The organism is Stenotrophomonas sp. YJH_SMC_36 (genome assembly GCF_059369935.1).
Window position 1 is genome coordinate 184,111 of sequence record NZ_JCAFTD010000004.1, and the last position, 23,526, is coordinate 207,636.

General features: G+C 67.9%; 19 protein-coding genes and 1 pseudogene. 8 read left to right on the top strand and 12 right to left on the bottom strand.

Going from position 1 to position 23,526, the window contains the following annotated elements:
• Nucleotides 1–33 precede the first annotated feature (33 nt).
• Complete coding sequence (gene fdhD / locus AC5P76_RS09445) at nucleotides 34–888, bottom strand: formate dehydrogenase accessory sulfurtransferase FdhD (RefSeq protein WP_065182327.1); 855 nt, start codon at nucleotides 886–888, stop codon at nucleotides 34–36.
• A 213-nt stretch (nucleotides 889–1,101) separates the two neighbouring features.
• On the opposite strand from fdhD, the gene AC5P76_RS09450 reads away from it, so the two are divergent.
• The gene (locus AC5P76_RS09450) at nucleotides 1,102–3,393 is read left to right on the top strand and encodes an FdhF/YdeP family oxidoreductase (RefSeq protein WP_253118519.1); all 2,292 of its coding nucleotides are present in this window, start codon (nucleotides 1,102–1,104) and stop codon (nucleotides 3,391–3,393) included.
• A gap of 504 nt (nucleotides 3,394–3,897) precedes the next feature.
• Nucleotides 3,898–4,425 (top strand): DUF411 domain-containing protein, encoded by a 528-nt coding sequence (locus AC5P76_RS09455; protein WP_193395837.1) that lies wholly within the window; start codon nucleotides 3,898–3,900, stop codon nucleotides 4,423–4,425.
• 40 nt (nucleotides 4,426–4,465) lie between these two features.
• Here the strand turns inward: AC5P76_RS09455 and blaL1 are convergent, their stop codons facing one another.
• From blaL1 to AC5P76_RS09485, 6 genes are all read right to left on the bottom strand, one after another.
• Nucleotides 4,466–5,332: a L1 family subclass B3 metallo-beta-lactamase gene (gene blaL1 / locus AC5P76_RS09460; protein ID WP_253118518.1), complete on the bottom strand. Its 867-nt coding sequence runs from the start codon at nucleotides 5,330–5,332 to the stop codon at nucleotides 4,466–4,468.
• 85 nt (nucleotides 5,333–5,417) lie between these two features.
• Nucleotides 5,418–6,059, bottom strand: coding sequence for a response regulator transcription factor (locus tag AC5P76_RS09465; RefSeq protein ID WP_197571380.1), 642 nt, complete (start codon nucleotides 6,057–6,059; stop codon nucleotides 5,418–5,420).
• Nucleotides 6,052–7,107 carry a sensor histidine kinase gene (locus AC5P76_RS09470; RefSeq protein ID WP_459062046.1) on the bottom strand — a complete coding sequence of 352 codons (1,056 nt, stop codon included), beginning with the start codon at nucleotides 7,105–7,107 and terminating at the stop codon, nucleotides 6,052–6,054. The genes AC5P76_RS09465 and AC5P76_RS09470 overlap by 8 nt, the downstream gene beginning before the upstream one ends.
• Before the next feature lie 119 nt (nucleotides 7,108–7,226).
• Nucleotides 7,227–7,967: an MgtC/SapB family protein gene (locus tag AC5P76_RS09475; protein WP_065176105.1), complete on the bottom strand. Its 741-nt coding sequence runs from the start codon at nucleotides 7,965–7,967 to the stop codon at nucleotides 7,227–7,229.
• Between the two features lie 30 nt (nucleotides 7,968–7,997).
• A complete protein-coding gene (gene mgtA, locus AC5P76_RS09480) occupies nucleotides 7,998–10,757 on the bottom strand; it encodes a magnesium-translocating P-type ATPase (protein WP_253118516.1) in 2,760 nt (919 codons plus the stop codon).
• Between the two features lie 64 nt (nucleotides 10,758–10,821).
• Nucleotides 10,822–11,121 (bottom strand): hypothetical protein, encoded by a 300-nt coding sequence (locus AC5P76_RS09485; RefSeq protein ID WP_193395833.1) that lies wholly within the window; start codon nucleotides 11,119–11,121, stop codon nucleotides 10,822–10,824.
• 375 nt (nucleotides 11,122–11,496) lie between these two features.
• Here AC5P76_RS09485 and AC5P76_RS09490 point away from each other — a divergent pair, with 375 nt between their 5' ends.
• The 4 genes from AC5P76_RS09490 to AC5P76_RS09505 are packed head-to-tail and all read left to right on the top strand — an operon-like array spanning nucleotide 11,497 to nucleotide 17,832.
• Entirely contained in the window at nucleotides 11,497–12,678 is a 1,182-nt protein-coding gene (locus tag AC5P76_RS09490; protein WP_053515919.1) for an efflux RND transporter periplasmic adaptor subunit, read from the top strand.
• A complete protein-coding gene (locus AC5P76_RS09495; protein WP_111186906.1) occupies nucleotides 12,675–15,788 on the top strand; it encodes a multidrug efflux RND transporter permease subunit in 3,114 nt (1,037 codons plus the stop codon). The genes AC5P76_RS09490 and AC5P76_RS09495 overlap by 4 nt, the downstream gene beginning before the upstream one ends.
• Nucleotides 15,785–16,474 (top strand): heavy metal response regulator transcription factor, encoded by a 690-nt coding sequence (locus AC5P76_RS09500; protein WP_053515914.1) that lies wholly within the window; start codon nucleotides 15,785–15,787, stop codon nucleotides 16,472–16,474. The genes AC5P76_RS09495 and AC5P76_RS09500 overlap by 4 nt, the downstream gene beginning before the upstream one ends.
• On the top strand, nucleotides 16,471–17,832 hold the full coding sequence (locus AC5P76_RS09505; RefSeq protein ID WP_065176097.1) for a heavy metal sensor histidine kinase: 1,362 nt from the start codon (nucleotides 16,471–16,473) through the stop codon (nucleotides 17,830–17,832). Before AC5P76_RS09500 ends, AC5P76_RS09505 begins: the two co-directional genes overlap by 4 nt.
• Nucleotides 17,833–17,841: 9 nt before the next feature.
• Here the strand turns inward: AC5P76_RS09505 and pip are convergent.
• A pseudogene (gene pip / locus AC5P76_RS09510) lies at nucleotides 17,842–18,801 on the bottom strand (prolyl aminopeptidase).
• A 61-nt stretch (nucleotides 18,802–18,862) separates the two neighbouring features.
• Here pip and AC5P76_RS09515 point away from each other — a divergent pair.
• Nucleotides 18,863–19,972: a DNA glycosylase AlkZ-like family protein gene (locus AC5P76_RS09515; protein WP_253118515.1), complete on the top strand. Its 1,110-nt coding sequence runs from the start codon at nucleotides 18,863–18,865 to the stop codon at nucleotides 19,970–19,972.
• Nucleotides 19,973–20,099: 127 nt separating this feature from the next.
• Nucleotides 20,100–20,891: an exodeoxyribonuclease III gene (locus AC5P76_RS09520; protein ID WP_065182313.1), complete on the top strand. Its 792-nt coding sequence runs from the start codon at nucleotides 20,100–20,102 to the stop codon at nucleotides 20,889–20,891.
• A gap of 44 nt (nucleotides 20,892–20,935) precedes the next feature.
• Here AC5P76_RS09520 and AC5P76_RS09525 read toward each other — a convergent pair whose 3' ends face one another.
• The 4 genes from AC5P76_RS09525 to AC5P76_RS09540 form a co-directional block, all read right to left on the bottom strand.
• Nucleotides 20,936–21,130 carry a hypothetical protein gene (locus tag AC5P76_RS09525; protein ID WP_111186911.1) on the bottom strand — a complete coding sequence of 65 codons (195 nt, stop codon included), beginning with the start codon at nucleotides 21,128–21,130 and terminating at the stop codon, nucleotides 20,936–20,938.
• Entirely contained in the window at nucleotides 21,127–21,759 is a 633-nt protein-coding gene (locus tag AC5P76_RS09530; RefSeq protein WP_065176091.1) for a DNA-3-methyladenine glycosylase, read from the bottom strand. The genes AC5P76_RS09525 and AC5P76_RS09530 overlap by 4 nt, the downstream gene beginning before the upstream one ends.
• Before the next feature lie 69 nt (nucleotides 21,760–21,828).
• Nucleotides 21,829–22,788: a cation diffusion facilitator family transporter gene (locus AC5P76_RS09535; protein WP_180875229.1), complete on the bottom strand. Its 960-nt coding sequence runs from the start codon at nucleotides 22,786–22,788 to the stop codon at nucleotides 21,829–21,831.
• Nucleotides 22,789–22,858: 70 nt separating this feature from the next.
• Nucleotides 22,859–23,470: an AprI/Inh family metalloprotease inhibitor gene (locus tag AC5P76_RS09540; RefSeq protein ID WP_065182310.1), complete on the bottom strand. Its 612-nt coding sequence runs from the start codon at nucleotides 23,468–23,470 to the stop codon at nucleotides 22,859–22,861.
• Nucleotides 23,471–23,526: the final 56 nt, after the last annotated feature.

Genomic DNA, 23,526 nt, shown 5'->3' on the forward strand with positions numbered 1-23,526 from the left:
CACTGACGATGGCGGGTCCCGCCATGGCCGCGTTCATGCCGTTGGCATGTCTTCCGGCCGCAACCGCTCTGGATGGGTGTACACATTGAATCCACTGCCGCGGGCGAAGCCGACCAGGCACAGCCCTGCGCTGCGCGCCAGATCGATCGCCAACGCCGTTGGCGCGGACACGGCGGCCAGTACGCTGGCACCGGCGCGCACTGCTTTGCTGACCATCTCGTAGCTGGCCCGGCTGGAAATCAGCAGCAGTCCACCGTCGATGGCGTGCTCGTTGTGATGCAGGGCGCCGATCAGCTTGTCCAGTGCATTGTGACGGCCCACGTCCTCGCGCACCCAGCCGATGCGCCCGTTGGCGTCGGCCCAGGCGGCCGCGTGGGTGGAGCCGCTGGCCGCATTCATCGGCTGGTGCTGCGACAGCGTGGCCAGTGCCCGCTGCAGGGCCGCCGGCGCGTAGGTCCGTCGTTCGCGTACCGGGGGCAGGGGCCGCAGCACATCCTCGAGCTGCCGTGTTCCGCACAGGCCGCAGCCGCCACGGCCGGGCAGCAGGCGGCCATCGGCCGGATCCAGACCGGCGCCCGGTGCCTCGGCGGCAACCGTCATCCGCAGTTCGATGCCTTCCAGCTGCGGCGCCACATCGATCGAGAGCAGCTGCGTCGGCGTGGTGATCAAGCCCTCGCTGAGCGAGAAACCGAGCGCAAAGTCCTCCAGGTCACAGGGCGTGGCCATCATCACCGCGAACACGGTGCCGTTGTAGTGCAGCGCTACCGGCACCTCTTCGGCGACCACGTCGGCCTGCGCCTGCACCTGCAGCCCTCCCTCGCGCCAGCGCTGCAACGTGCGCTGCGCGGTGCCGGCAGGCGGAGAGGGCGGCGGGGGCGAGTCAGCCATGCAGAGTGTCCGGACAGAGTGAGCGTGTCATGGGCCGTTCGCCCACCCCCCGGAGGATAGCGCAGTGCGTCCGTGGCGATGCAGCAGCCACCGGCGCGCCGAAGAGGGCGCGCTGGGAGATGCGGGGCGGCTCTGGCGAAGCGGTCCCGGGCGTGCTTGACTCTGTCTGTCGTGCCCTTCGCAGTCTCGTCTCCTGGCGCCAGGTCTTCGAACATGTCCGAGCAAAAACCCCCTCGTTACAAGCCCTACAACCAGCCCGCAGGCGGTTGGGGTGCGGCCGGCGCCACCGCCCGGGTTCTGCTGCAGCAGAGCGTGATCGGCAACGGCTCCAGGGCACTGCTGGCGATGAACCAGCCCGCTGGCTTCAAATGTCCCAGCTGCGCCTTCCCCGACGCCGACGAGCGCAGGAAACTGGAGTTCTGCGAGAACGGGGCCAAGGCACTGGCCTGGGAGGCGACCCGGTTCCGCGCGGATCGCGAGCTGTTCGCGCGTTACACCGTCAGCGAGCTGATGGAGCGGACCGACTACTGGCTGGAAATGCAGGGGCGGCTGACCGAGCCGATGCGTTACGACGCAGCCACCGACCACTATGTGCCATGCAGCTGGGACGAGGCGTTCGCACTCATCGGCCGTCACCTGCGGTCACTGGACAGCCCGCATCAGGCCGAGTTCTACACGTCGGGCCGCACGCCGAACGAGGCGGCGTTCCTGTATTCGATCTTCGTACGCGAGTTCGGCACCAACAACTTCCCCGATTGTTCGAACATGTGCCACGAGCCGACCAGCCGTGGCCTGCCACCTTCCATCGGTGTGGGCAAGGGCACCATCGTCCTGGAGGATTTCGAGCACGCCGAGGCGATCTTCGTGATCGGCCAGAACACCGGCACCAATTCGCCGCGGATGATGGGCAACCTGGTCGAGGCGCGCAGGCGCGGCGTGCCGATCGTGGCGGTCAACCCGATGCCCGAGCGCGCCCTGATCCGGTTTGCCGAGCCGCAGGATGTGGTGCAGATGGCGACCTTCGGCTCCACCGAGATCAGCAGCGAATTCGTGCATATCCGCATCGGCGGTGACCTGGCGCTGATCAAAGGCATGATGAAGGTGATGTTCGAGCGAGAGGCACAGGGCCAGCGCGTGCTCGACCATCGGTTCCTGGATGAACATACGGTCGGCCTGGAGGCCTTGCGCGCGGACGTGATGGCGCAGGACTGGGACGACATCGTCAGGGTCTCCGGCATCTCGGAGGCGCAGATCCGGCGCTGCGCCGAGATCTACATCCGCTCCAATGCCACGGTGATCTGCTATGGCATGGGCCTGACCCAGCACCAGTATGGTTCGCGGCTGCTGCAGCAGGTCGCCAATCTGCTGATGCTGCGCGGCAACTTCGGCAAGCCGGGGGCGGGGATCGGCCCGATCCGGGGTCATTCCAACGTGCAGGGCGATCGTACCGTCGGCATCGACGAGAAGCCGGCGGCAGCGTATCTGGATCGCCTGCAGGAGGTGTTCGGTTTCAATCCGCCGCGGGAGCACGGGCATCATGTGGTCGAATCGATCGAGGCCATGCTCGATGGCAGCGCCAGGGTGTTCATCGGGCTGGGCGGCAATTTCATCCATGCCGTGCCGGACACGCCCCGGGCCTACGAAGCCATGCGCAGCCTGCAGCTGACGGTGGGTATCGCGACCAAGCTCAACCGCGGGCACCTGGTGCATGGGCGCGATGCGCTGATCCTGCCGGTGGTGGCGCGCTCGGAACGTATCGTCACGCCCGCAGGCGAGCAGTTCGTGACGATCGAGGATGCGATGTCGAACGTGACCGCATCGCGCGGTGTTCTTGAGCCGGCCAGCGACCAGCTGCTGCCGGAGGTCGAGATCGTCTGTCGCATGGCGATGGCGACGCTGCCGGACAGCAGGGTCGACTGGGCAGGTTGCAGGCATGACTATGCGCGGATCCGTGACCTGATCGCTGCCGTGTACCCGCAGATCTATGCAGGCTTCAATGAGCGCATCCGGCAGCCGCACGGCTTCCATCTGGACATTGCACCGCGCCGCCGGGTGTGGCCCACCGCCAACGGCAAGGCCAACATCCTGGTGATGCCGGGCCTGGATGTGGACGACCCGGTGCACGATCCGGACATGCTGCGACTGGCCACGGTGCGTTCGCATGACCAGTTCAACACCACCATCTACAGCTACAACGACCGCTATCGCGGCGTGTACAACGATCGCAGGGTGGTGTTCATGAACATCGAAGACCGGCTGGCACGCGGTCTGGAGAAGGAGGCGCGGGTCAGCCTGGAGACGCTCAGCGCAGATGGCGTGCGGCGTCGCATCGACGGGCTGACCGTGCTCGACTACCCCATGCCACGGGGCGCGCTGGCGGGCTACTACCCTGAGTTGAATGCGCTGCTGCCGCTGGACTACTACGATCGCCTCAGCGGCACGCCTGCGGCGAAGTCGATTCCGGTACGCATGCGGGCAGACGCAGGCAGCGCGGACACCGCATAGGGTCCGGCGGCGGCCCAGCCTGCCACGCCCATCGGCTATGATGCCTCCGATGAATGCTGCTGCTCTCCTGCTGCGCTGGCTGTTGCTCGTTGCCCCGGTGCTGACCGCACCTGGGCTGGCGCGGGCTGCATCGGGCGACGGTGGACAGGGCGACACGGAGTACTGCGCCGCGTCGCATGAGACGGCCGTGGATCGGGCCGGATGCTGCGGCGATCGATCATCGGGCGACTGCGCAGCCAGTGAGTGCCCGTGCCCTCCCGCGTGTACCGGCGTGCCGGCGACCTCCTCCGCCGTGGCGATCACACCCTGGCGCGAGGCGCCACGCGCTGCCCTTGCACGACGGCCTGTGCCGCCGCCCCTGACCGACGCGTTGCGACCTCCCATCGTGTGATGGCCTGCAGGCGCCAGCCGCCTGTTGTCCTGCCTGTCCCATTCCCGATTTTCCCGCGCCTTCGATGCGTGGGTCGCGGGCGTTCCGCCCGCATGCACAAAGGAACCAACACGATGAACCGTTCTCTCTCTCTCGGCCTGCTGCTGGCCAGCATTCTGTCCGGCGCCGGCTGCGCCCGTGCAGCCGAAGAGGTGGCCGCGGCGCCGGGCCATGCCCACGCAGCGGCCGATGCCGCCTCCGTCCCCGATGCGCAGCTGCCGACCGCCATCGTCCACAAGACCGCCAGCTGCGGTTGCTGTGGCGTCTGGGTCGAACACCTGCAGGCCGCAGGCTTCGCGGTGGATGTGCGGGATACCGATGACATGAACCCGATCAAGCAGCGCCTGGGTGTGCCGGTCGGCAAGGGGTCCTGCCATACCGCCGAGATCGACGGCTATGTGGTGGAGGGGCACGTTCCGGCCGAGGACATCAAGCGGCTGCTGAAGGAGCGTCCTGCGGCGCGTGGACTGGTGCTGCCGGGCATGCCGGCCGGTTCGCCCGGCATGGAGATGCCCGACGGTTATGTGCAGCCGTACACGGTGGAACTGGTGCGCGGTGACGGCAGCACCGAGCCGTTCGCCCACCACGGCCAGGGCGGCTGAGGGTCGCTGCTGCTGTGGCGGCTCACAGGCCGCCACGGCTTCAGTGCGCGTTGTCGCGTTCCCTGGCCAGCTGTGCCTCGAAACTGCGCTCGGCTGAATCCGCGTAGGCGCTGCAGCGCATCGCTGCAGCACTGGCCTTGGCGCCTGCGGCATAGTCCCAGCCGCTGGCGCCAGGATGCGGGGTCAACAGCACGTCGCAGGGCAGGCGGCGCACGGTCGCGAAGCTGCGGCGATAGTCCTCGATCAGGTGCGGATAGCGGGGATTGCCCTGCAACCGGTAGCCCGGCGCACTGAGGCTGTCCGCATAGGCGATGCGTACCGGCCTGCCATCGCGGGTGTCGTTCCAGGTCCAGGCGGTGCTGCCCGGTGTGTGACCCGGCATGAAATGCGCGGTGAAGTGCATTCCGCCCAGCGACACGACCTCGCCGTCCATCAGGATGCGGTCGGCATTGGCCGGAGGGAAAGTGATGTCATCGCCGAAGTGCAGATCGTTGCTGCCCCCGCGCGCCAGCAGGACGGCCGTTTCGGCGTTGCTGGCGATCTGCGCGCCGGTGCGGCGCCTGAGTTCGGCCACCGCACCGGCGTGGTCGGCATGGGCATGGCTGAGCAGGATCCAGCGCAGCTGCTGCGGTGCGACGCCGCGCTGCTGCAGGTTGGCCAGCAGGTGATCGGCCATCTGCGGCATGCCGCCATCGATCAGCACCGCGCCGTCGTCGGTCTGTACCAGCAGTGCGGTCAGGTTTTCGGTGCCGATCTGCCAGGTGTGGTCGGCGATCTGCAGCGGCCTCATCGGCTGCAGCCATGAAGCATCCACCGTGTAGGCCCGCAGCTGGGGCAGGGGCGGCTCTGCTGCGTGTACCGGCGGGACCGCCACGGCAAGGACGAGGGCAGGCAGGAGAGAGCGCATCGTGAGGGTTCGCTGGGAGGAGGCGCAGAAACTAGCATGGGCCTCGTCGGTCGCGTTCCGCATAGATTTCATGGCTCCCATAAGGCTAGGCGAGCCCGGCCCGCAGCCGGTCGTACAGGCGGACCAGGTCGACCAGCGTACGCGCGCCCATCTTGCGCATCACCTGGGCGCGGCGCACCTTCACCGTGATCTCGCTGACGCCCAGGTCCGCAGCGATCTGCTTGTTGAGCCGGCCCCGGACCACGCCATCCACCACGTCGCGCTCGCCGGCCGACAGCGACTCCCAGCGCTGCTGGAGGGCGCCCAGTTCGTCGCCTTCGCGGCGGCGCTGGCGATCGATGCCGATGCCCTTGTGGATCGCATCCAACAGTTCCTGGTCGCGGAAGGGCTTGGTCAGGAACTCGATCGCACCGTCCTTGATCGCGTTGACACCCATCGCGATGTCACCGTGGCCGGTGATGAACACCACCGGCAGGTGCAGGCCACGCTGGCGCATGCCGCGGTGGAATTCCAGGCCGCTCTGGCCCGGCATGCGCACATCCAGCACCAGGCAAGCGGGCGCATCCAGCAGCGGTTGTTCGAGGAACGCCTGGGTGGACGCGAAGCCCCGTACCTGCAGGCCCATCGAGGCCAGCAGATCCTCCAGCGCCGCGCGCACCGAGGGATCATCGTCGATCACGTACACGATGGGCGCCGGCTCGACGGCCGGTGCAGCGGGTCTACGCATGGCGGTCCCCGATGGCAACAGGCAGGTCGAACACGAAGCAGGCGCCACCGCCGGCAACGCGTTCCGCGCGGATGTGGCCGTCATTGGCCTCGATCATGGAGCGGCTCAAGCTCAGGCCCAGGCCGAGTCCGCTCGACTTCGTGGTCCAGAACGCCTCGAACACGCGCTCCGGCTGTTCCGCCGGCAGGCCGATGCCACGGTCGCGCACGCTCAGGGTGATCCGTTGCCCGTCGCGCCGGCTCAGTAGTGACAGCCGGCGTTCGGCCACCGCTACGCCTTCCATCGCATCGACGGCATTGAGAATCAGGTTGCCGATCACCTGCTGCACCTGCACGCGGTCGGCCTGCACCGGCGGCAGGTCCGGCTCCAGCAGCAGGGCCACGGTCACCCCATGCTGGTCGAGTTCGCTGCGCGAGAGCGCAAGCATTTCCTCCACGGCCTGATTCAGGTCGAAGGTGTCGCGCTGGGGTGCCGCACCCCGGGTCAGTCCGCGGATGCGGGCGATCACATCGCCGGCACGATGCGCGTCGGCGAGGATGCGTGACAGCGCCTGCCGTGCCTTGTCAACATTCGGCGGTTCCTGCGCCAGCCAGCGCTGGCAGGCGTCGGCGCTGCTGGCAATGGCCGCCAGCGGCTGGTTCACCTCGTGCGCGATGGACGTGGTCAGCTCACCGACGGTGGACGCGCGGGCGACCCGCAGCAGGCGTGCCTGCGCCTCCTGCACGGCGGCCTTGGCGGCTTCCATTTTCAGCGCCAGCCAGGTGGTGATGGCGATCACCAGCATGCCGATCACCGAATTGACCAGACCGATGCGGTAGGTGCCGAACCGCGTCAGTACGAAGCTCAGGCCGGTCAGGGCGACACAGGCCACGGCCAGGGCCAGCAATCCGCGCGGCGAAAGCACCCGCGAGGCTGCCAGGATCACCGCCGCATAGAAGCAGGCGGCTGCCACCGCGTAGTCGGTCAACGTGTCGAGCAGGAAGATCGCCACTACGGAGGCGATCAGGGCCAGCAGCACCAGTGGACGGCGGGACGACAGCGAAGGCATCGGGACAGCTCCCTGGCGGGATGGAAAGGATAGCAAAGCCGGCTCTGCCTCCCGTGGCTCTGCGTGTGCACCTGGACGGCAGCAGCTGCCGCGCTGCACGTGCGCGCGATGATCTCGCGTCACTCCTCCAGGCTGGCATTCCAGAACCCCTGCAGGACGCCGGGCGTGGTGGATAACGCCGCCAGGACCGCATCCAGCTCGTCGCCATCGGCGGTGGTGGCATACAGTACCGCTTCGATCTCCACATCGCGCTCGCCGAACGGATGGTGGTCCACCGCGCGCACGGGGTACTGGGCCTGTTCCAGCAACAGCAGCAGGCGATCCAGTACCTCGGCCTGCTGTTCGCGCTGGCAGACGACATTGATGGCATAGACGGCTTCGCTGAACGTCTCCGGCAAGGGCTGCCGCTGGATGCGGTTGACCACCGGCCGCAGCAGCGTGTTGGCGGCGAGCACGAACAGCGTGGCCATCACCGCCTCCGGCAACAGCTTGATGCCGGCACAGGCCCCCACTGCCGCCGAGCCCCACAGGGTGGCGGCGGTGTTCAGGCCCGAGACCTGCGCGCCCTCCTTCATGATCGCGCCCGCGCCCAGGAAGCCGACACCGGAGATCACGTAGGCGACCACGTGCAGCGGCGACGGCGGCCCGCCGTACAGGTCGTGGAAACGGACAGCCAGGTCGACGAACACCGCCGCGCCGACGGCTACCAGCGTGTTGGTGCGCAGCCCTGCGGTACGTTGGCGCAGCTGGCGTTCCAGGCCGATGGCGGCACCGAGGACGAAGGCGGTGGACAGGCTCAGCAGCGAGCCGAGCGTGGCGCCGGCGTTGAACGCGGGCAGGTTCAGGTTGATGGCGGACATCAGGATCTCCCCAGGCACGGCCGGCAACGCCTACTGCCAGCCGTAGCGACGGATGTAGAGCTTCTTCAGTGCAGTGGTCAGTGCGGCATAGCCGAACAGGATCGCCACCAGGAACGGCCAGTACCCTGCCGGCAGTGCCTGCAGCCTGAAGTAGGCGGCCAGCGGGCTCATCGGCAGGATCACGCCCAGGGCCATGATCAGTCCCGTCATCAGCAGCAGCGGTGGCGCGGCGATGCTCTGCAGGAACGGCAGCTTCGGCGTGCGGATCATGTGCACGATCAGGGTCTGGGTCAGCAGGCCGACGACGAACCAGCCTGACTGGAACAGGCCCTGGTCGGCGGGTGTGCGAGCGTCGAACACGTACCACATCAGGGCGAAGCAGCTGAGGTCGAAGACCGAGCTGATCGGTCCGAAGAACACCATGAAGCGGCCGATGTCCGCCGGGTTCCATTTCAGCGGCTGCCGCACCAGTTCCTCGTCCACGTTGTCGAACGGAATGGCAATCTGCGAAACGTCGTACAGCAGGTTCTGCACCAGCAGCTGCAGCGGCAGCATCGGCAGGAACGGCAGGAAGGCGGACGCTACCAGCACCGAGAACACGTTGCCGAAGTTGGAGCTGGCGGTCATGCGGATGTACTTGAGCATGTTGCAGAAGGTGCGCCGGCCCTGGATCACGCCTTCCTCCAGCACCATCAGGTTCTTTTCCAGCAGGATGATGTCGGCCGCTTCCTTGGCGATGTCCACGGCGCTGTCGACGCTGATGCCGATGTCGGCGGCGCGCAGCGCGGGCGCATCATTGATGCCGTCGCCGAGAAAGCCGACCACCTTGCCCTGCGCGCGCAGCTGGCGTACCAGTCGTTCCTTGTGCAGCGGCGTCAGGCGGGCAAACACGCGGTGGTGCTGCAGGGCGTGTGCCAGCGCTTCATCGCCCATGCGTTCGATCTGCGGGCCGGTCAGGATCGTGTCCGCGTCGAGTCCGACCTGGGCACAGACACGGGCGGTGACCAGTTCGTTGTCGCCGGTGAACACCTTGACCTCGACGCCATGCATCGCCAGTGCCTGCAGTGCCTGTGCAGCCGATTCCTTGGGCGGATCAAGAAAGGCCACGTAGCCGATCAGGGTCAGTCCACATTCGTCGGACTGGGTGTAGGTCGCCTGCTGCGCGCTGGTTTCCTTCATCGCCACCGCCACCACCCGCAGGCCCTGTTCGTTCAGTTCCTCGGTGGTCTGCCGGACCCGCGCCAGCCGCCGTTCGTCCAGTGGCATGTCGTGGCCGTTCTCGCGCACGGTGGAACACACCGCGAGCATCTCCTCGACCGCGCCCTTGCAGATCAGCTCATGGTGATTCCCGCATTCGGATACCACGACCGACATGCGGCGGCGCTCGAAGTCGAACGGTATCTCGTCCACCTTCCGGTAGTCCTGGCTCAGGCGCAGCGAGCTCTGCAGTTCCACGTGCTCCAGCACGGCGCGGTCCAGCAGATTGATCAGGCCGGTCTGGAAGTGGCTGTTGAGATAGGCGAACTTCAGCACGTCTTCCGAGTCACGGCCGAACACGTCGGTATGCCGTTCCAGGGCGATCCGGTCCTGGGTGAGCGTGCCGGTCTTGTCGGTGCACAGCACGTCCATGGCACCGAAGTTCTGGATGGCGTCCAGGCGCTTGACGATCACCTTGCGGCGCGACAGCAGCACCGCCCCCTTGGCCAGGGTGGAGGTGACGATCATCGGCAGCATTTCCGGGGTCAGGCCGACCGCCACCGACAGGGCAAACAGGAAGGCTTCGGTCCAGTCACCCTTGGTCCAGCCATTGACCAGCAGCACGAACGGCACCATCACCAGGGCGAAGCGGATCAGCAGCCAGCTGACACTGTTGACCCCGGCCTGGAAGGCCGTGGGTGCACGGTCGCTGGCGATGCTGCGCTCGGCCAGAGTGCCGAAATAGGTGCGGTTGCCGGTAGCCAGTACCACCGCGGTGGCCGTGCCGGAGACCACGTTGGTACCCATGAACAGCAGGTTGTGCTGATCGAGCAGGCCGGCCTGCGCATCGCCCGGATGGGCGAACTTCTCCACCGGCAGTGATTCCCCGGTCATGGCCGCCTGGGCCACGAACAGATCCTTGGCCGACAGCACCCGGCAGTCGGCCGGAATCATGTCGCCGGCCGAGAGCACGAGGTGATCGCCGGGTACCAGCTCGCGGATCGGCAGGTCCAGCAGCCGTGAGGGCCGCCGGCTGTGCAGGTGCGCACCGAAGTACTGATCGGCCAGGTCTGCCGCTTCCGTTCCAGGGGTGCGCCGCAGTACACGCGCCGTGTTCCCCACCAGTGCCTTCAGCCGTTCAGCGGCGCGGTTGGAACGCCCTTCCTGGACGAAGCGGATCAGGGTGGACAACAGCACCATCGCGGCGATCACCACCGTGGCCTTCGCATCCTCCGTCAGCCAGGAGACCGCTGCCAGCACGGTCAACAGCAGGTTGAACGGATTGCGGTAGCACTGCCACAGGTGGCGCCACCACGGCAGCGGCTTTTCGTGATCGACTTCGTTCGGGCCGAGGGCGGCCAGCCGTAAGTCCGCCTCGTGCTGGCCCAGGCCATCGGCGTGCGAGTCCAGCCTGCTCAGCAGGTGCGCTTCATCGAGCTGCGCCAAGGTGACCAGTCCGGCGGTGAGGTTGAACGGTACGCTCCCGCTGTTGCCGGGACCGAAGCCGGCTTCGGGCATCGCCCGGCGCCGGAACAGGTTGCCGGCGCGCCGGCTGCGCAGGAAAGCGTTGAACCAGGCATTGAGCAGGCTCATGGGGAACTCCTTGATGGGGCCGGCGCAGGACCGGCACGCAGGGGGCAGGGCGTCGCGTCGCCGTTCAGGCGGAGCGCAGGGCCAGTACGTCAGGCGACCAGGGCTGCATGCGAAGGCGCTGGCTGCCGCCGATGCACAGCGGCTTCATCGCGTCGCGGAGGGGGTAGGGCAGATGGCGCAGGACGCTGATGCGCTCGCTGATCGGCAGCAACGAAAGGACGTCGGCCACCACGCGTGGCGAGCCCAGCGCCAGCGAACGGGCAAACAGCACTGGGCCATGCACCCACAGCTGGCTGCGCAGGGCGGTGACATCGCGCGTACCCATCAGGCGGCGCAGGGTGATGTAGAGGGTCTTGCAGAACATGGGGGCACTCTCCAGGCAGGTGCGCCTGGCGGCCCCCCGCACTCACGCAGGCAGGGACCGGCCGCCAGGCGCCAGGTACGGGCGGAAACAGGCAGGCAGGGGCGCGTTGCGCCCGGCAGGGTCGGGATCCATCGGCGTCTCCGTGCAGGTGGGAAGGGGCTGCCGGGCGCGTTTCCCGGCGGTGGTGCCATTGTCGGCCGCTGGCCGGGCACGGCCTAGAGGCCCGTGGGTTAGCTTCGCTATACCTTGGTATAGCGGCCGCAGTCGAAGCTGACGGAATTGTCAGGCAGGCGACAGCATGGTGCCGGAGGTTGCCACCCAGGATGGCGGCAGGCCTGCGCAGACCGGCGCGGGCACCGGATTGGACCCCCTGCCATGCGATTGCCTGATGTCACTGCGCTGCTGCGCCGCCGCCACCTCGCGCTGGGAGCGGCACTGCTGGTTGCCCTGTTGCTGGCGATGTTGTTCCACGGCGTTTCCCGCGGCGACGCACAGCCCAGCGCGGCACCGCCACCGGTACCGGTGGTCACCACGCGCGTCGAGCAGCGTGATGTCCCGCACTGGCGAAGCGGAGTCGGCACGGTGCAGTCGCTGCAGAGCACCGTGCTGCGCCCGCAGGTGGATGGCGTGCTGACCGAAGTGCTGTTCGAGGAAGGGCAGAAGGTGCGCAAGGGGCAACTGCTCGCGCGTATCGATGATCGCGCCATCCGTGCCGGTCTGGGCGGTGCACAGGCGGCGCTGGTGCGCGACCGCGCCACGCTGGACGCGGCGCGCTCGGATCTGTCACGGCTGCAGCATCTGTCCAGCGACCAGCTGGTGTCGCGGCAGATGCTGGAGCAGCAGGCCGCCACCGTGCAGCAGTTGCAGGCCACCGGCCGCGGCAACCAGGCTGCGGTGGACGCAGCGCAGGTGCAGCTCTCGTATACGCGCATCGTGGCGCCGATGGACGGCCGCATCGGTCTGCGCCAGGTGGATCCGGGCAATCTGGTGCGCGCCAGTGACACGCAGGGGTTGGTGACCGTGCAGCAGACCGATCCGATCTCGGTGGTGTTCGCGCTGCCGCAGGACGCGCTGCCGCAGCTGCGACAGGCGCTCGCCGCAGGCGGCGCACAGGTGCAGGCACTGGACCGCGAGGGTGGCCAGCTGCTGGCTGAGGGCACGTTGCAGGTGATCGACAACCAGGTGGACGAGGCCTCCGGTACGGTGCGGCTGCGCGCGCGCTTCAGCAATGCGTCCGACCAGCTGTGGCCCGGACAGCTGGTCAGCGTGCGGGTGCGCACCGGCCAGAGCACGGGCGCGCTGGTGCTGGATGCCGCGGCGATCCAGCGTGGCGTGCAGGGCAGCTTCGTCTACCGCGTGGTCGCTGATGGCAGCGTGGAATCGCTGCCGGTCACGGTCGGTGAACAGGACGGCGGGCAGGTGGTCGTGCAGGGTGAGTTGCGGGTCGGCGATGTGGTGGTACGCGATGGACAGTCGCGGCTGCGGCCGGGCACGGTGGTGGCCGAGGCCAAACCCGCCGCGGCGCCTGCAGCGGTCCGGCGCGGGGCGGCACCATGAGCGCGCGCACCTCGCTGTCCAGCTGGTTCGTTCATCACCCGGTCGCCACGACCCTGTTGACCCTGGCGGTGGTGCTGCTGGGCGTGGCAGCATTGCCGCGCCTGCCGGTGGCGCCGTTGCCGGAGGCTGAGTTCCCGACCATCCGGGTCAATGCCAATCTGCCCGGTGCCAGCGCCGAGACCATGGCCTCGGCGGTGGCCACGCCACTGGAAACCCAGCTGACGGGCGTGCCCGGCATCATCGAGATGACCTCGACCAGTGCACTGGGCAGCACTTCGATCACCCTGCAGTTCGATCTGGAAAAGAACATCGACACGGCCGCGCAGGAAGTGCAGGCGGCGATCAACGCCGCCGCCGGCCGCCTGCCCAGTGAACTGCCGAACATGCCGACCTGGCGCAAGGTGAATCCGGCCGACAGTCCCATCCTGGTGCTCAGCGTGGTGTCGACCCAGATGTCGATGACCGAATTGAGCGATCTGGCCGAGAGCCGCCTCGCACGCTCGATCAGCCAGATCAGCGGCGTTTCGGAGGTCGGCATCGTCGGCCAGCAGCGTCCGGCGATCCGCATCCAGGCCCAGCCGGAGCGGCTGGCGGCGATGGGCCTGACCCTGTCCGACCTGCGTGGCGTGGCGCAGAACGCCAGCCTCAACCAGGCCAAGGGTGCACTGATGGGCGAGCAGCGCACGTCCACCTTCGAAGCCAACGACCAGCTGTTCAGTGCCCAGGACTACCGGCGCCTGGTCGTTGCCTATCGTGACGGCGCACCGGTGGTGCTGGGTGATGTCGCGCAGGTGATCGACGGCGCCGAGAATGCCTACGTGCAGGCGTGGCCGAACGGCCAGCCTGGGGTCGGCCTGATCATCAGCCGGCAGCCCGGCGCGAACATCGTGCGCACCACCGATGCGGTGCTGGCCGCCTTGCCGGAACTGAGCGCGAACCTCCCGGCCAGCGTCGATGTGGAGGTGCTCAACGACCGTACGCGCACCATCCGCGCGTCGCTGCACGAGGTGGAGCTCACCCTGGTACTGACCATCGTGCTGGTGGTGCTGGTGATGGGCCTGTTCCTGCGCCAGCTTTCCGCCACGCTGATCGTCGGCGCGGTACTGGTGGTCGCGCTGGTGGCGACCTTCGCCGCGATGTACGTGGCCGGCTTCAGCCTCAACAACCTGACCCTGGTGGCACTGGTGGTTGCGGTCGGCTTCGTGGTCGACGACGCGATCGTCGTGGTGGAGAACATCCACCGTCACCGCGAGGCCGGGCTCGGTCCGGTGGACGCCGCCCTGAAGGGCGCCGGCGAAATCGGCTTCACCGTGGTCTCGATCAGCCTGTCGTTGATTGCCGCCTTCATCCCGCTGCTGTTCATGGGCGGGGTGGTCGGGCGCCTGTTCGCCGAGTTCGCGCTGACCATCACCGTGGCGATCCTGATTTCCATCGTCGCCTCGCTGACCCTGGCACCGATGATGGCCGCGCACCTGATGAAGCGCATGCCGGCGCACCGGGACAGCGAGCGGACCCTGGCCGGGCGCCTGCTGGCCGGCTACGACCGCAGCCTGCAATGGGCCCTGCGCCGCCAGCGGCTGGTGCTGGCGGGCTTCGGCCTGACCGTGGCGGTGGCGGTGGCCTCGTACATAGTGATTCCCAAAGGCTTCTTCCCCCTGCAGGACACCGCCTTCGTGTTCGCCACCACCGAGGCGGCGCAGGACATCGGCTACGAGGACATGGTGGCCAAGCACCAGCAGCTCGCGCGCATCGTTGCGGATGATCCGGCCCTGCAGGCCTACAACCACGCGGTCGGCGCCACTGCCGGCAGCCAGACGCTGTCCAACGGCCGCTTCTGGTTCGTGCTGAAGGACCGCGGCGACCGCGATGTGGACGTGCACGGCTTCATTGACCGGGTGCGGGCGAAGATGGCCAGCGTGCCCGGCATCACCGTGTACATGCGCGCGGCGCAGGACATCAATCTCGGCGCCGGGCCGGCGCGGACGCAGTACCAGTATGCCCTGCGCGGACAGGACAGCCGCGAGCTGTCGCAGTGGGCCGAGCAGCTGACCGAGCGGCTGCGGGGCCTGCCGCAGCTGCGTGACGTGTCCAATGACCAGCAGGTCGGCGCCAGCGTGACCCGGCTGGAGATCGACCGCACGGCAGCGGCGCGCTTCGGCCTGACCGCCAACGACATCGACCAGGTGCTCTACGATGCCTTCGGCCAGCGCCAGATCAACGAGTTCCAGACCGAAACCAACCAGTACCGGGTCATCCTGGAAATCGCGCCGGGCATGCTGGGGCAGGTCGATGCGCTGTCCTACTTCCACCTGCGTTCGCCACTGACCGGGCAGATGGTGCCGCTGTCGGCCGTGGCCCAGGTGCAGCCCCCGGGCAATGGTCCGCTGTCGATCAGCCATAACGGCATGCTGCCGGCGGTGAACCTGTCCTTCAATCTGGCCCCCGGCGTTTCACTGGGCGAAGCGGTCGGCCTGGTGGAGCAGGCGCAGGCGCAGATCGGCATGCCTGCCAGCATCAGCGGCCGCTTCCAGGGCACGGCACAGGCCTTCCAGGAGTCGCTGGCCAGCCAGCCGCTGCTGATCCTCGCGGCCCTGCTGGCGGTCTACATCATCCTCGGCGTGCTGTACGAGAGTTTCGTGCACCCGCTGACCATCCTGTCCACTCTGCCGTCGGCCGGCATCGGCGCGGTGCTGATGCTCTGGCTGTGGGGGCTGGACTTCTCGATCATGGCGCTGATCGGCATCGTGCTGCTGATCGGCATCGTCAAGAAGAACGGCATCCTGATGGTCGACTTCGCCCTCGACGCACAGCGCAACCGCGGGCTGGCGCCGCTGGAGGCGATCCATGAGGCCTGCCTGACCCGGTTCCGCCCGATCATGATGACCACGCTGGCCGCGTTGCTGGGTGCCATTCCGCTGATGATCGGTTTCGGTACGGGTTCGGAACTGCGCCAGCCGCTGGGCGTGGCGGTGGTCGGTGGCCTGCTGATCAGCCAGCTGTTGACCCTGTACAGTACCCCGGTGATCTACCTGGCCCTGGACCGCCTGTTCCTGCAGCGTCGCCGCGAGCGCAGGGAGGCGGCGGGCGCTGCCCTGGCGGACCCTGGATGAAACTGCTGATCGTGGAAGATGAAGGCAAGACCGCCCATTACCTGCGCACCGGCCTGGGCGAGCAGGGCTGGGCGGTGGATCTGGCTGCGGACGGTGTCACCGGCCTGCATCTGGCGCGCGAGTTCGACTACGACGTGATCGTGCTGGATGTGATGCTGCCGGGCATGGATGGCTTCAGCGTGCTGCGCGAGCTGCGCCGCAGCAAGCAGACACCGGTGATCATGCTGACCGCGCGGGACCGCGTGGATGATCGCGTGCACGGCCTGGGGCAGGGCGCCGACGACTACCTGGTCAAGCCGTTCTCGTTCATCGAACTGCTGGCGCGGCTGCAGGCCCTGGTGCGGCGTGGGCGCCAGCAGGAGCCGACCGAACTGCAGGTGGGCGATCTGCAGGTGAACCTGCTGGCCCGGCGGGCCTACCGCGATGGCTCGCGGCTGGACCTGACCGGCAAGGAGTTCGCGCTGCTGGCGCTGCTGGCACAGCGGCGGGGCCAGATCCTGTCCAAGACGGTGATCGCCGCCCAGGTCTGGGACATCAATTTCGACAGCAATACCAATGTGGTCGAAGTGGCGATCAAGCGCCTGCGCGGCAAGATCGACGGCCCTTACCCGAGCAAGCTGCTGCATACCGTGCGCGGCATGGGCTACGTGCTGGAAGTGCGCGAGGACGAGGGTGGGCGGGGATGAGGATGTCGATCGCCCAGCGCCTGTCGGCGATGTTCGCGCTGGCCGCATTGCTGGTGTTTGCTCTGCTGGGCGTGGGCGTCTATGGCGTGCTGGAGCGGCAGGTGGTGCGCTACCAGCATGCGGAACTGCAGACCAAGCTGCACGCGGTCAGTGGCAGCGTCGCGATGTGCGACAGCACCGAGCGCTGGAACAAGGTGCGCGAGAAGGTCGGCAACCTGATCTCCGGGGACCGCGACACCCTGGTCTGGGCATGGAGCGAGAACCCCACATTCCGCATCGGCCAGGCAGAGCCGCAGGTGCAGGCCCCCGGCAAGGGCGACAACGGCATGGGTACGCTGCCGCGTGAGGGTGGGCACCCGCTGCGCACGCTGTATGAACGGGTGCCGGGCAAGGGTGCGCGACCGGATGTGGACCTGTGGATCGGCATCGACTCGGAGCCCTACACGCAGGCGCTGCAGCGCTTCGGCGTTGCGTTGTGGGTGGCCGGCGGGCTGGGCGTGCTGCTGGTGGCCGGGCTTGGCTACTGGATCGCCCGGCTGGGGCTGGCCCCGCTGCGGGCGCTGTCCAACGAGGCACGCTCGCTCAGCCCGCAGCGGCTGTCGCAGCGCCTGGCCGCGCAGGGACTGCCGGCCGAACTGGGCCACCTCACGCAGGCCTTCAACGGCGCGCTGGATCGGTTGGAGGCAGCGTACACGCGGCTGGACGGGTTCAACGCGGACGTCGCGCACGAGCTGCGCACCCCCCTGGCCAATCTGATGGGACAGACCCAGGTGGCCCTGTCCCGTCCGCGTGATGTGGCGGCGCTGCAGGAGGTCATGCAGTCCAACCTGGAGGAACTGGAGCGCCTGCGTGCGATCGTCAACGATATGTTGTTCCTGTCGCGGGCCGGCCAGGGCGATATCGCGGTGGAAACGCGTCAGGTCCAGCTGGCAGACGAGGTCGCCACCGCCGGTGAATTCATGGAATTCCTGTTCGAAGAGGCCCAGCTGACGTTGCATGTCGAAGGCGACGCCACCGCCCGCATCGATCCGTCGTTGTTCCGCCGCGCGCTGACCAACCTGTTGCACAACGCCGTGCAGCACGCGCGTCCAGGCAGCGACGTGCGTGTGCAGCTGCAGTCCGAAGGCGACGGCGTGCGGGTGGCCGTGCTGAATGAAGGCAACGGCATCGCCGCCGAGCATCTGCCCCTGCTGTTCGAGCGCTTCTACCGGGTCGACCAGGCCCGTGAGTATCGGGGCGAGCGCCATCACGGGCTGGGGTTGTCCATCGTCAAGGCCATCGCCGCACTGCATGGCGGCGAAGTGTTCGTGGCCAGTTCGGACGGTCTGACGACGGTCGGCTTCACCGTGGCACGGTGAAGGAACGATTCAGCCGGGCTGGCCGAAACGGTCAGCGAAGTCGTCGGTCGCGCGCACCAGCGCGTCGGTCGTGGCCGCTTCGTTAGCACTGTGGCCGGCAATCACCATCTCCAGCCTGGCTTCCGGCCACGCCTTGGCCAGTTCCCACGCGCTGCGTGGCGGACAGATGATGTCGTAGCGGCCCTGTACGATCACCGCCGGGAGGTGGCGGATCCGCTCCACATCGCGCAGCAGCTGGCCGGGCTCAAGGAAGGCCCCGTTGCGGAAGTAGTGCGCTTCTATCCGGGCCTTGGCCAGGGTATCCATCGGGTCGCTGCTGGATTCGGCGGACACCTCGTGCTGCAGGGTCGCAGCATTGTCCTCCCAGCCCAGTCACGCCGTTGCGGCAGCAATGCGGATGGCGGGGTCCGGGCTGTCCAGGCGTGTCCAGTACGCCTGCAGCAGGTTGCCGCGCTCATCTTCGGGAATGTGCGCCTCATAGCGGTCCCAGCGCTCCGGAAATATCCAGCGCGCACCGCCCTGCGGCTCGGAAAACCATTGGTTCTCGATGTCCCGCCCCAGATACACGCCGCGCACGATGAGGCCGGTGGCGCGGGCGGGATGGGCCTGCGCGTACGCCAGCGACAACGTCGAGCCCCAGGAGCCGCCATACACCAGCCAGCGCTCGATACCGAGGTGCTCACGTACCTTCTCGATATCGGCCACCAGTTCCTGCGTGGTGTTGTCGCGCAGTTCGCCGAACGGGGTGGAACGGCCGCTGCCGCGCTGGTCGATCAGCACGATGCGGTACCGCGCCGGGTCGAAGAAGCGACGATGCGTGGGTGAGATGCCGGCACCGGGACCGCCATGCAGATACACCACCGGAATGCCGTCGGGCGTCCCGCACTCTTCGACATGCAGGGTGTGCAGCGTGCTCACGGGCAGAGTGTGCTCGCGATAGGGCGTGATCGGGGGATACAGCGTGCGCATGATGGACGTCAGTGGACCGGGGCCTGACAGCATACCCCCGGCGCGCGCCTACAATGGCGTCATGTCCAGGCAGCCCACTCTCGACGACCTGCGCCGCTACGCGGTGGCGCGCACCCTGTTCCCGCCAACAACGTTGATGGCCGCGATCCGGCGGCTGGGCTTCGTACAGGCCGATCCGATCCGCGCGCCGGCCCGGGCACAGGATCTGACACTGCGGCATCGGGTGAGGGACTATCGGGCCGGTGACCTCGAGCGGCGTTACCCGCGCCTGCCGGTAGAGGAGGACTGCCTGGTCAACTACGGCTTCCTGCCGCGCGAGTACCTGGTGTTGATGCATCCCCGCGTGGCCCGGCGTGCATGGGACGCGGACACCGAACGCCGTGCGGCGGATGTGCTGGCGTTCGTGCGCGAACGTGGCAGCGTGCATCCGCGCGAGGTCGACCAGGCGTTCGCGCACGGCCGGGTGACCAACTACTGGGGCGGCACCAGCAACGCCAGCACGCATCTGCTGGAGGGCATGCACTATCGCGGCCTGCTGCGGGTGCAGCGGCGCGACAGCGGAACGCGCATCTACAGCGTGGCCGAGCATGCGCCGGCGGAGGACAGCGAGGACGGGCGCGTGCGGCGCGCGGCTGCACTGGTCGCGCTGATCGTGCGCAAGTACGCGCCGCTTCCATCGGCCAGCCTGACCTACCTGGCCCGGCTGCTGGGCTACGGCGCACCGCATCTGGCCGAGCAGACCCGGCAGGCGCTGAAGCTGGCGAAGGAGCAGCTGGCGAGCGCTACCGTGGAGGGCACGACGTGGTACTGGCCGGCGGACGAGAATCCGCGCTCACGACGGCATGCGCCGGACGAGCAGGTACGCCTGCTGGCGCCGTTCGATCCGGTGGTCTGGGACCGCCGGCGGTTCGAGCTGCTGTGGGGCTGGGTCTACAGGTTCGAGGCCTACACGCCGGCGCCCAAGCGCCAGTATGGCTACTACGCGCTGCCGATGTTGTGGCGCGAGCAGGTGGTGGGGTGGGCCAATGTGACCGTCCGCGACGGCCAGCTTGAGCCATCGCTCGGCTATGCGGGGCGCTCACTGGCGCGCGACCGGCTGTTCCGCAGTGCGCTGGAGGACGAGCTGCAGCGCATGGCGCTGTTTCTGGCAGGCGGGCGCGGGGCCGGGTAGCGCTCGCAGCAGGCTGCTGTGGGCGCGTTCGCGATGATCGCCGAGCGTCGTTTCGATGACCTCGACGGCGCCTGCATGACGGCGCAGGCACAGTGGTAGCTCTGCCCGCCGGCGTCAGGAGTTCTGCATGGCCCGCCGCAAGACGCTGCGCATCGCCACGTTCAACGTCAACGGTATCGGCACGCGCTTGCCCCATCTGCTTGCCTGGCTCGACAGGACATCGCCGGACGTGGTCGCATTGCAGGAGCTGAAGGCCACGGATGCTGCATTCCCGGCCGATGCGCTGGAACAGGCCGGCTACGGTGCACTGTGGCTGGGCGAAGCGCGATGGAATGGCGTGGCCCTGCTGGCAAGGGATGCGGTGCCGGTGGAAAGCCGGCGGCGGTTGCCGGGCGAGCCGGCGGATGTGCAGAGCCGCTATCTGGAAGCGGCGGTGCACGGCATCGTCGTGGGTGGTCTCTACCTGCCCAACGGCAATCCCCAGCCGGGCCCCAGGTTCGACTACAAGCTGCGCTGGATGAAGCGCCTTATCCGTCACGCGCGCAGCCTCGTCGATCTCCCGCACCCTGCAGTGCTGCTGGGCGATTTCAACGTCATCCCCACCGAGGCCGATGTGTACGACCCGAAGGCATGGCGCCGCGACGCGCTGTTCCAGCCGGAGGTGCGCGAGCAGTTCGAGCATCTGCTCGCGCAGGGCTGGACCGACGCCCTGCGCAGCGTGCACGGTGACAGCACGATCTACACATTCTGGGACTACTTCCGCCAGCATGCCGAGCGCGACCGGGGACTGCGCATCGATCACCTGCTGCTGAACCCGATCCTGGCGGCACGCCTGGTGGATGCAGGCGTGGATCGTTGGGTGCGCCTGCAGGACAAGGCCAGCGATCACGCGCCAACGTGGGTGACGGTGCGCACCTGATCCGGATCCGGCGTTGTCCGTCAGCACTGTGGTGGGGCGTCCGCTCAGCGCGTCTGCAACGATGCCTGCAGGGCGGCGGCCAGGGCAGCATCACCTGACACCAGGTCACGCCAGCGCAGGACCACACCCTTGCGCCGGCCTTTTTCCACCAGCTTCAGGCCCTGCGGATCAAGCGTCAGGGTGTAGTGCTGGCCGTCGATCTCCAGTTCACGCCGCAGTGGCCGGTCCAGCGGCGTCATCTGCGTGCTGCCGATGCAGGCCGGGGGGCGCGTGCCGAGACGTGCCGATGGCCGCGGACATGCCAGCGCCACGGAAAGTCGACGGCGCGGCTGATGCCGATCCGCGGGCCGATGACCGGGTCCGTCGGCGGAGGTGTGCCGTCGCGGGCAATGACCACACCGTGGCTGCCCGTCACCAGATCGGCGCCGTCGAAGCTCTTGTCCAGGCCGAATGCCTGGGACAGCTTGCCTGGGCCGCTGGCAAGATCGCGGTCGTGCCGTGCGGCTGGCCTGAGTTCCCGCATCCTGTCGATGCCCTGCACGGGCTCCGCTGCGCGCAGCAGGACTGCCACGCCCTCGTGTTCCTGCCCGCACACCACGTTGCTTCCCCAGTGGATGCCGTAGCTGAAGTACACGTACAGATGCCCGGCCTCCCCGAACATGCTGGCTGTCCGCGGCGTCGGTCCCCGGTAGGAGTGCGCGGCCGGGTCCTGGCTGCCGCCGTAGGCCTCGACCTCGACGATACGGGCCGCCCGTCCATCGCTGCGTATCAGCAGCGCATTCAGGAGTTCGGGGGCGACCTCCTGCGGCGGACGCTGGTAGAAGCGGCGCGGTAGGAGCGTCCAGTGATCGGGCAGCCAGTCAGGCACGGCGGTAGCGGGTCGGCGAACGGGGGATCAGTCTGGCGCTGGCAGGGTGAAGCGGATGCGGACGCGGCGTCAATCCGGTGAACGCGGCGCGCGAAGCGCCGCACGCCGGGCGGCGTAGACTTCCGGCGTCTGCGGTTTGACGAACAGCGCCACCAGTTCCGGGTACTCACGCTTGACGGCGTTTTCGATGCGGGTGATGCAGGCCTCGATCTGCGGCGTATGCCGATCATCCTCGAACTCCGCGCTGAGCATGGCCACCACCTGCTCCGGGCCCATCTGCATGGTGGTCACGCCATTGGCGCGGCGCAGATCGGCATCGGTTTCGGCGACGGCCAGGATGCGCTCGGCCACCGCTGGATGGGCAGGCTCGCCCACCAGCAGACCCTTGGTCTCGCGTGCCAGCAGAAACGCAGTCACCGCCAGAACTGCGGCGATGCACAGCGAGGCCACGCCGTCCAGGACCGGCATGTCCAGCAGTTGCGCCGCGACCAGCCCGGCCAGCGCGAATCCGAGACCGAGCAGGGCTGCACTGTCCTCCAGAAGCACGGTGAACGTGGACGGGTCCTTGCTGCGTCGGAACGCCTCGAAATAGCCGAGCCTGCCCTTGGTGCGGCGGAACTCGCGCAGCGCCACCCACCACGACGCGCCTTCGAAGAGGATGGAAATGCCCAGCACGCTGTAGCTCAGCACATGGTGGGTCGCCGGTTCCGGCTGGCGGATGTGCTGGATGCCCTCGTATGCCGACACGCCCGCGCCCGCCGCAAACACCAGCAAGGCCACGATGAAGCTCCAGAAATACAGCTCGCGCCCGTAGCCGAATGGATGCACGGTGTCCGGCGCCTTGCCGGCCCTGCGCAGCCCGTACAGCAACAGCACTTCGTTCAGGGTGTCGACCAGCGAGTGCACGCCTTCACTGAGCATCGCTGAACTGCCGGAGATGCCAGCGGCGATGAATTTGGCCACGGCAATGGCGAGGTTGCCGGCCAGGGCGGCATAGATGACGAGGCGGGGACCGGTGGGGGCGGACATCGCAGGGCGGTTCAAGGAAGGTTGCCTGATCTTCCTGATGCTGCCGTCCCCGGGGCGTGCAGGGCGTCCGTCAGCGACCCTTCGGATTCAGGTAGAGCCGCGCGCCGTCGGACTCGCGAAAGCCAGACCACCGTCCGCCACCCGATGCACGGAAACGGCCGTACACCGTGTTGCTGGTGTCGGTCAGCAGCAACTGGTTACCGGAAAGCACCCAGCGGTTGGCCGGGAAGAATCCCTCTGGACAGCCCGCCGGCACATAGGCGCTGTAGCCGCCGAACCACTCCATGCTCTTCAGTTCGATCGTGCAGGTGTTCCCGTTCTCCTCGCCCAGCGTCCACGTGCCGAACAGGTCGCTGTCACGCAGATCGCGGGGATGGCGGCGTTCCTGGCCCCAGCGATCGGTGTCATCGGGGACGCCGATCTCCAGATCCACGCCGGTGCTCTCGCTGTTCGATTCGGAATGCGTCCGGGAATGGGTGCTGGACTGCGAGGTCATCGAGCCGCTGCTGCCGAAGGCCGTGTCATCGCTGCGCTGGCTTTGGCTCTGGGTGGTCGAGGTCTGGGTGGTCTGCGAGGTTTCGGTGCTCTGCTGGCCAAAGCCGAAGGATGCATCCTGGGCCATGACGGGAAGGGACAGGCAGCACAGCGCGGCCAGGCAGGTACGCGGGAGCAGGGCGATCATGGCGGGATGCTCGGGAGGGCGAGCCGGAAAGCATGAGACCGGCAGGGTGGGAGACC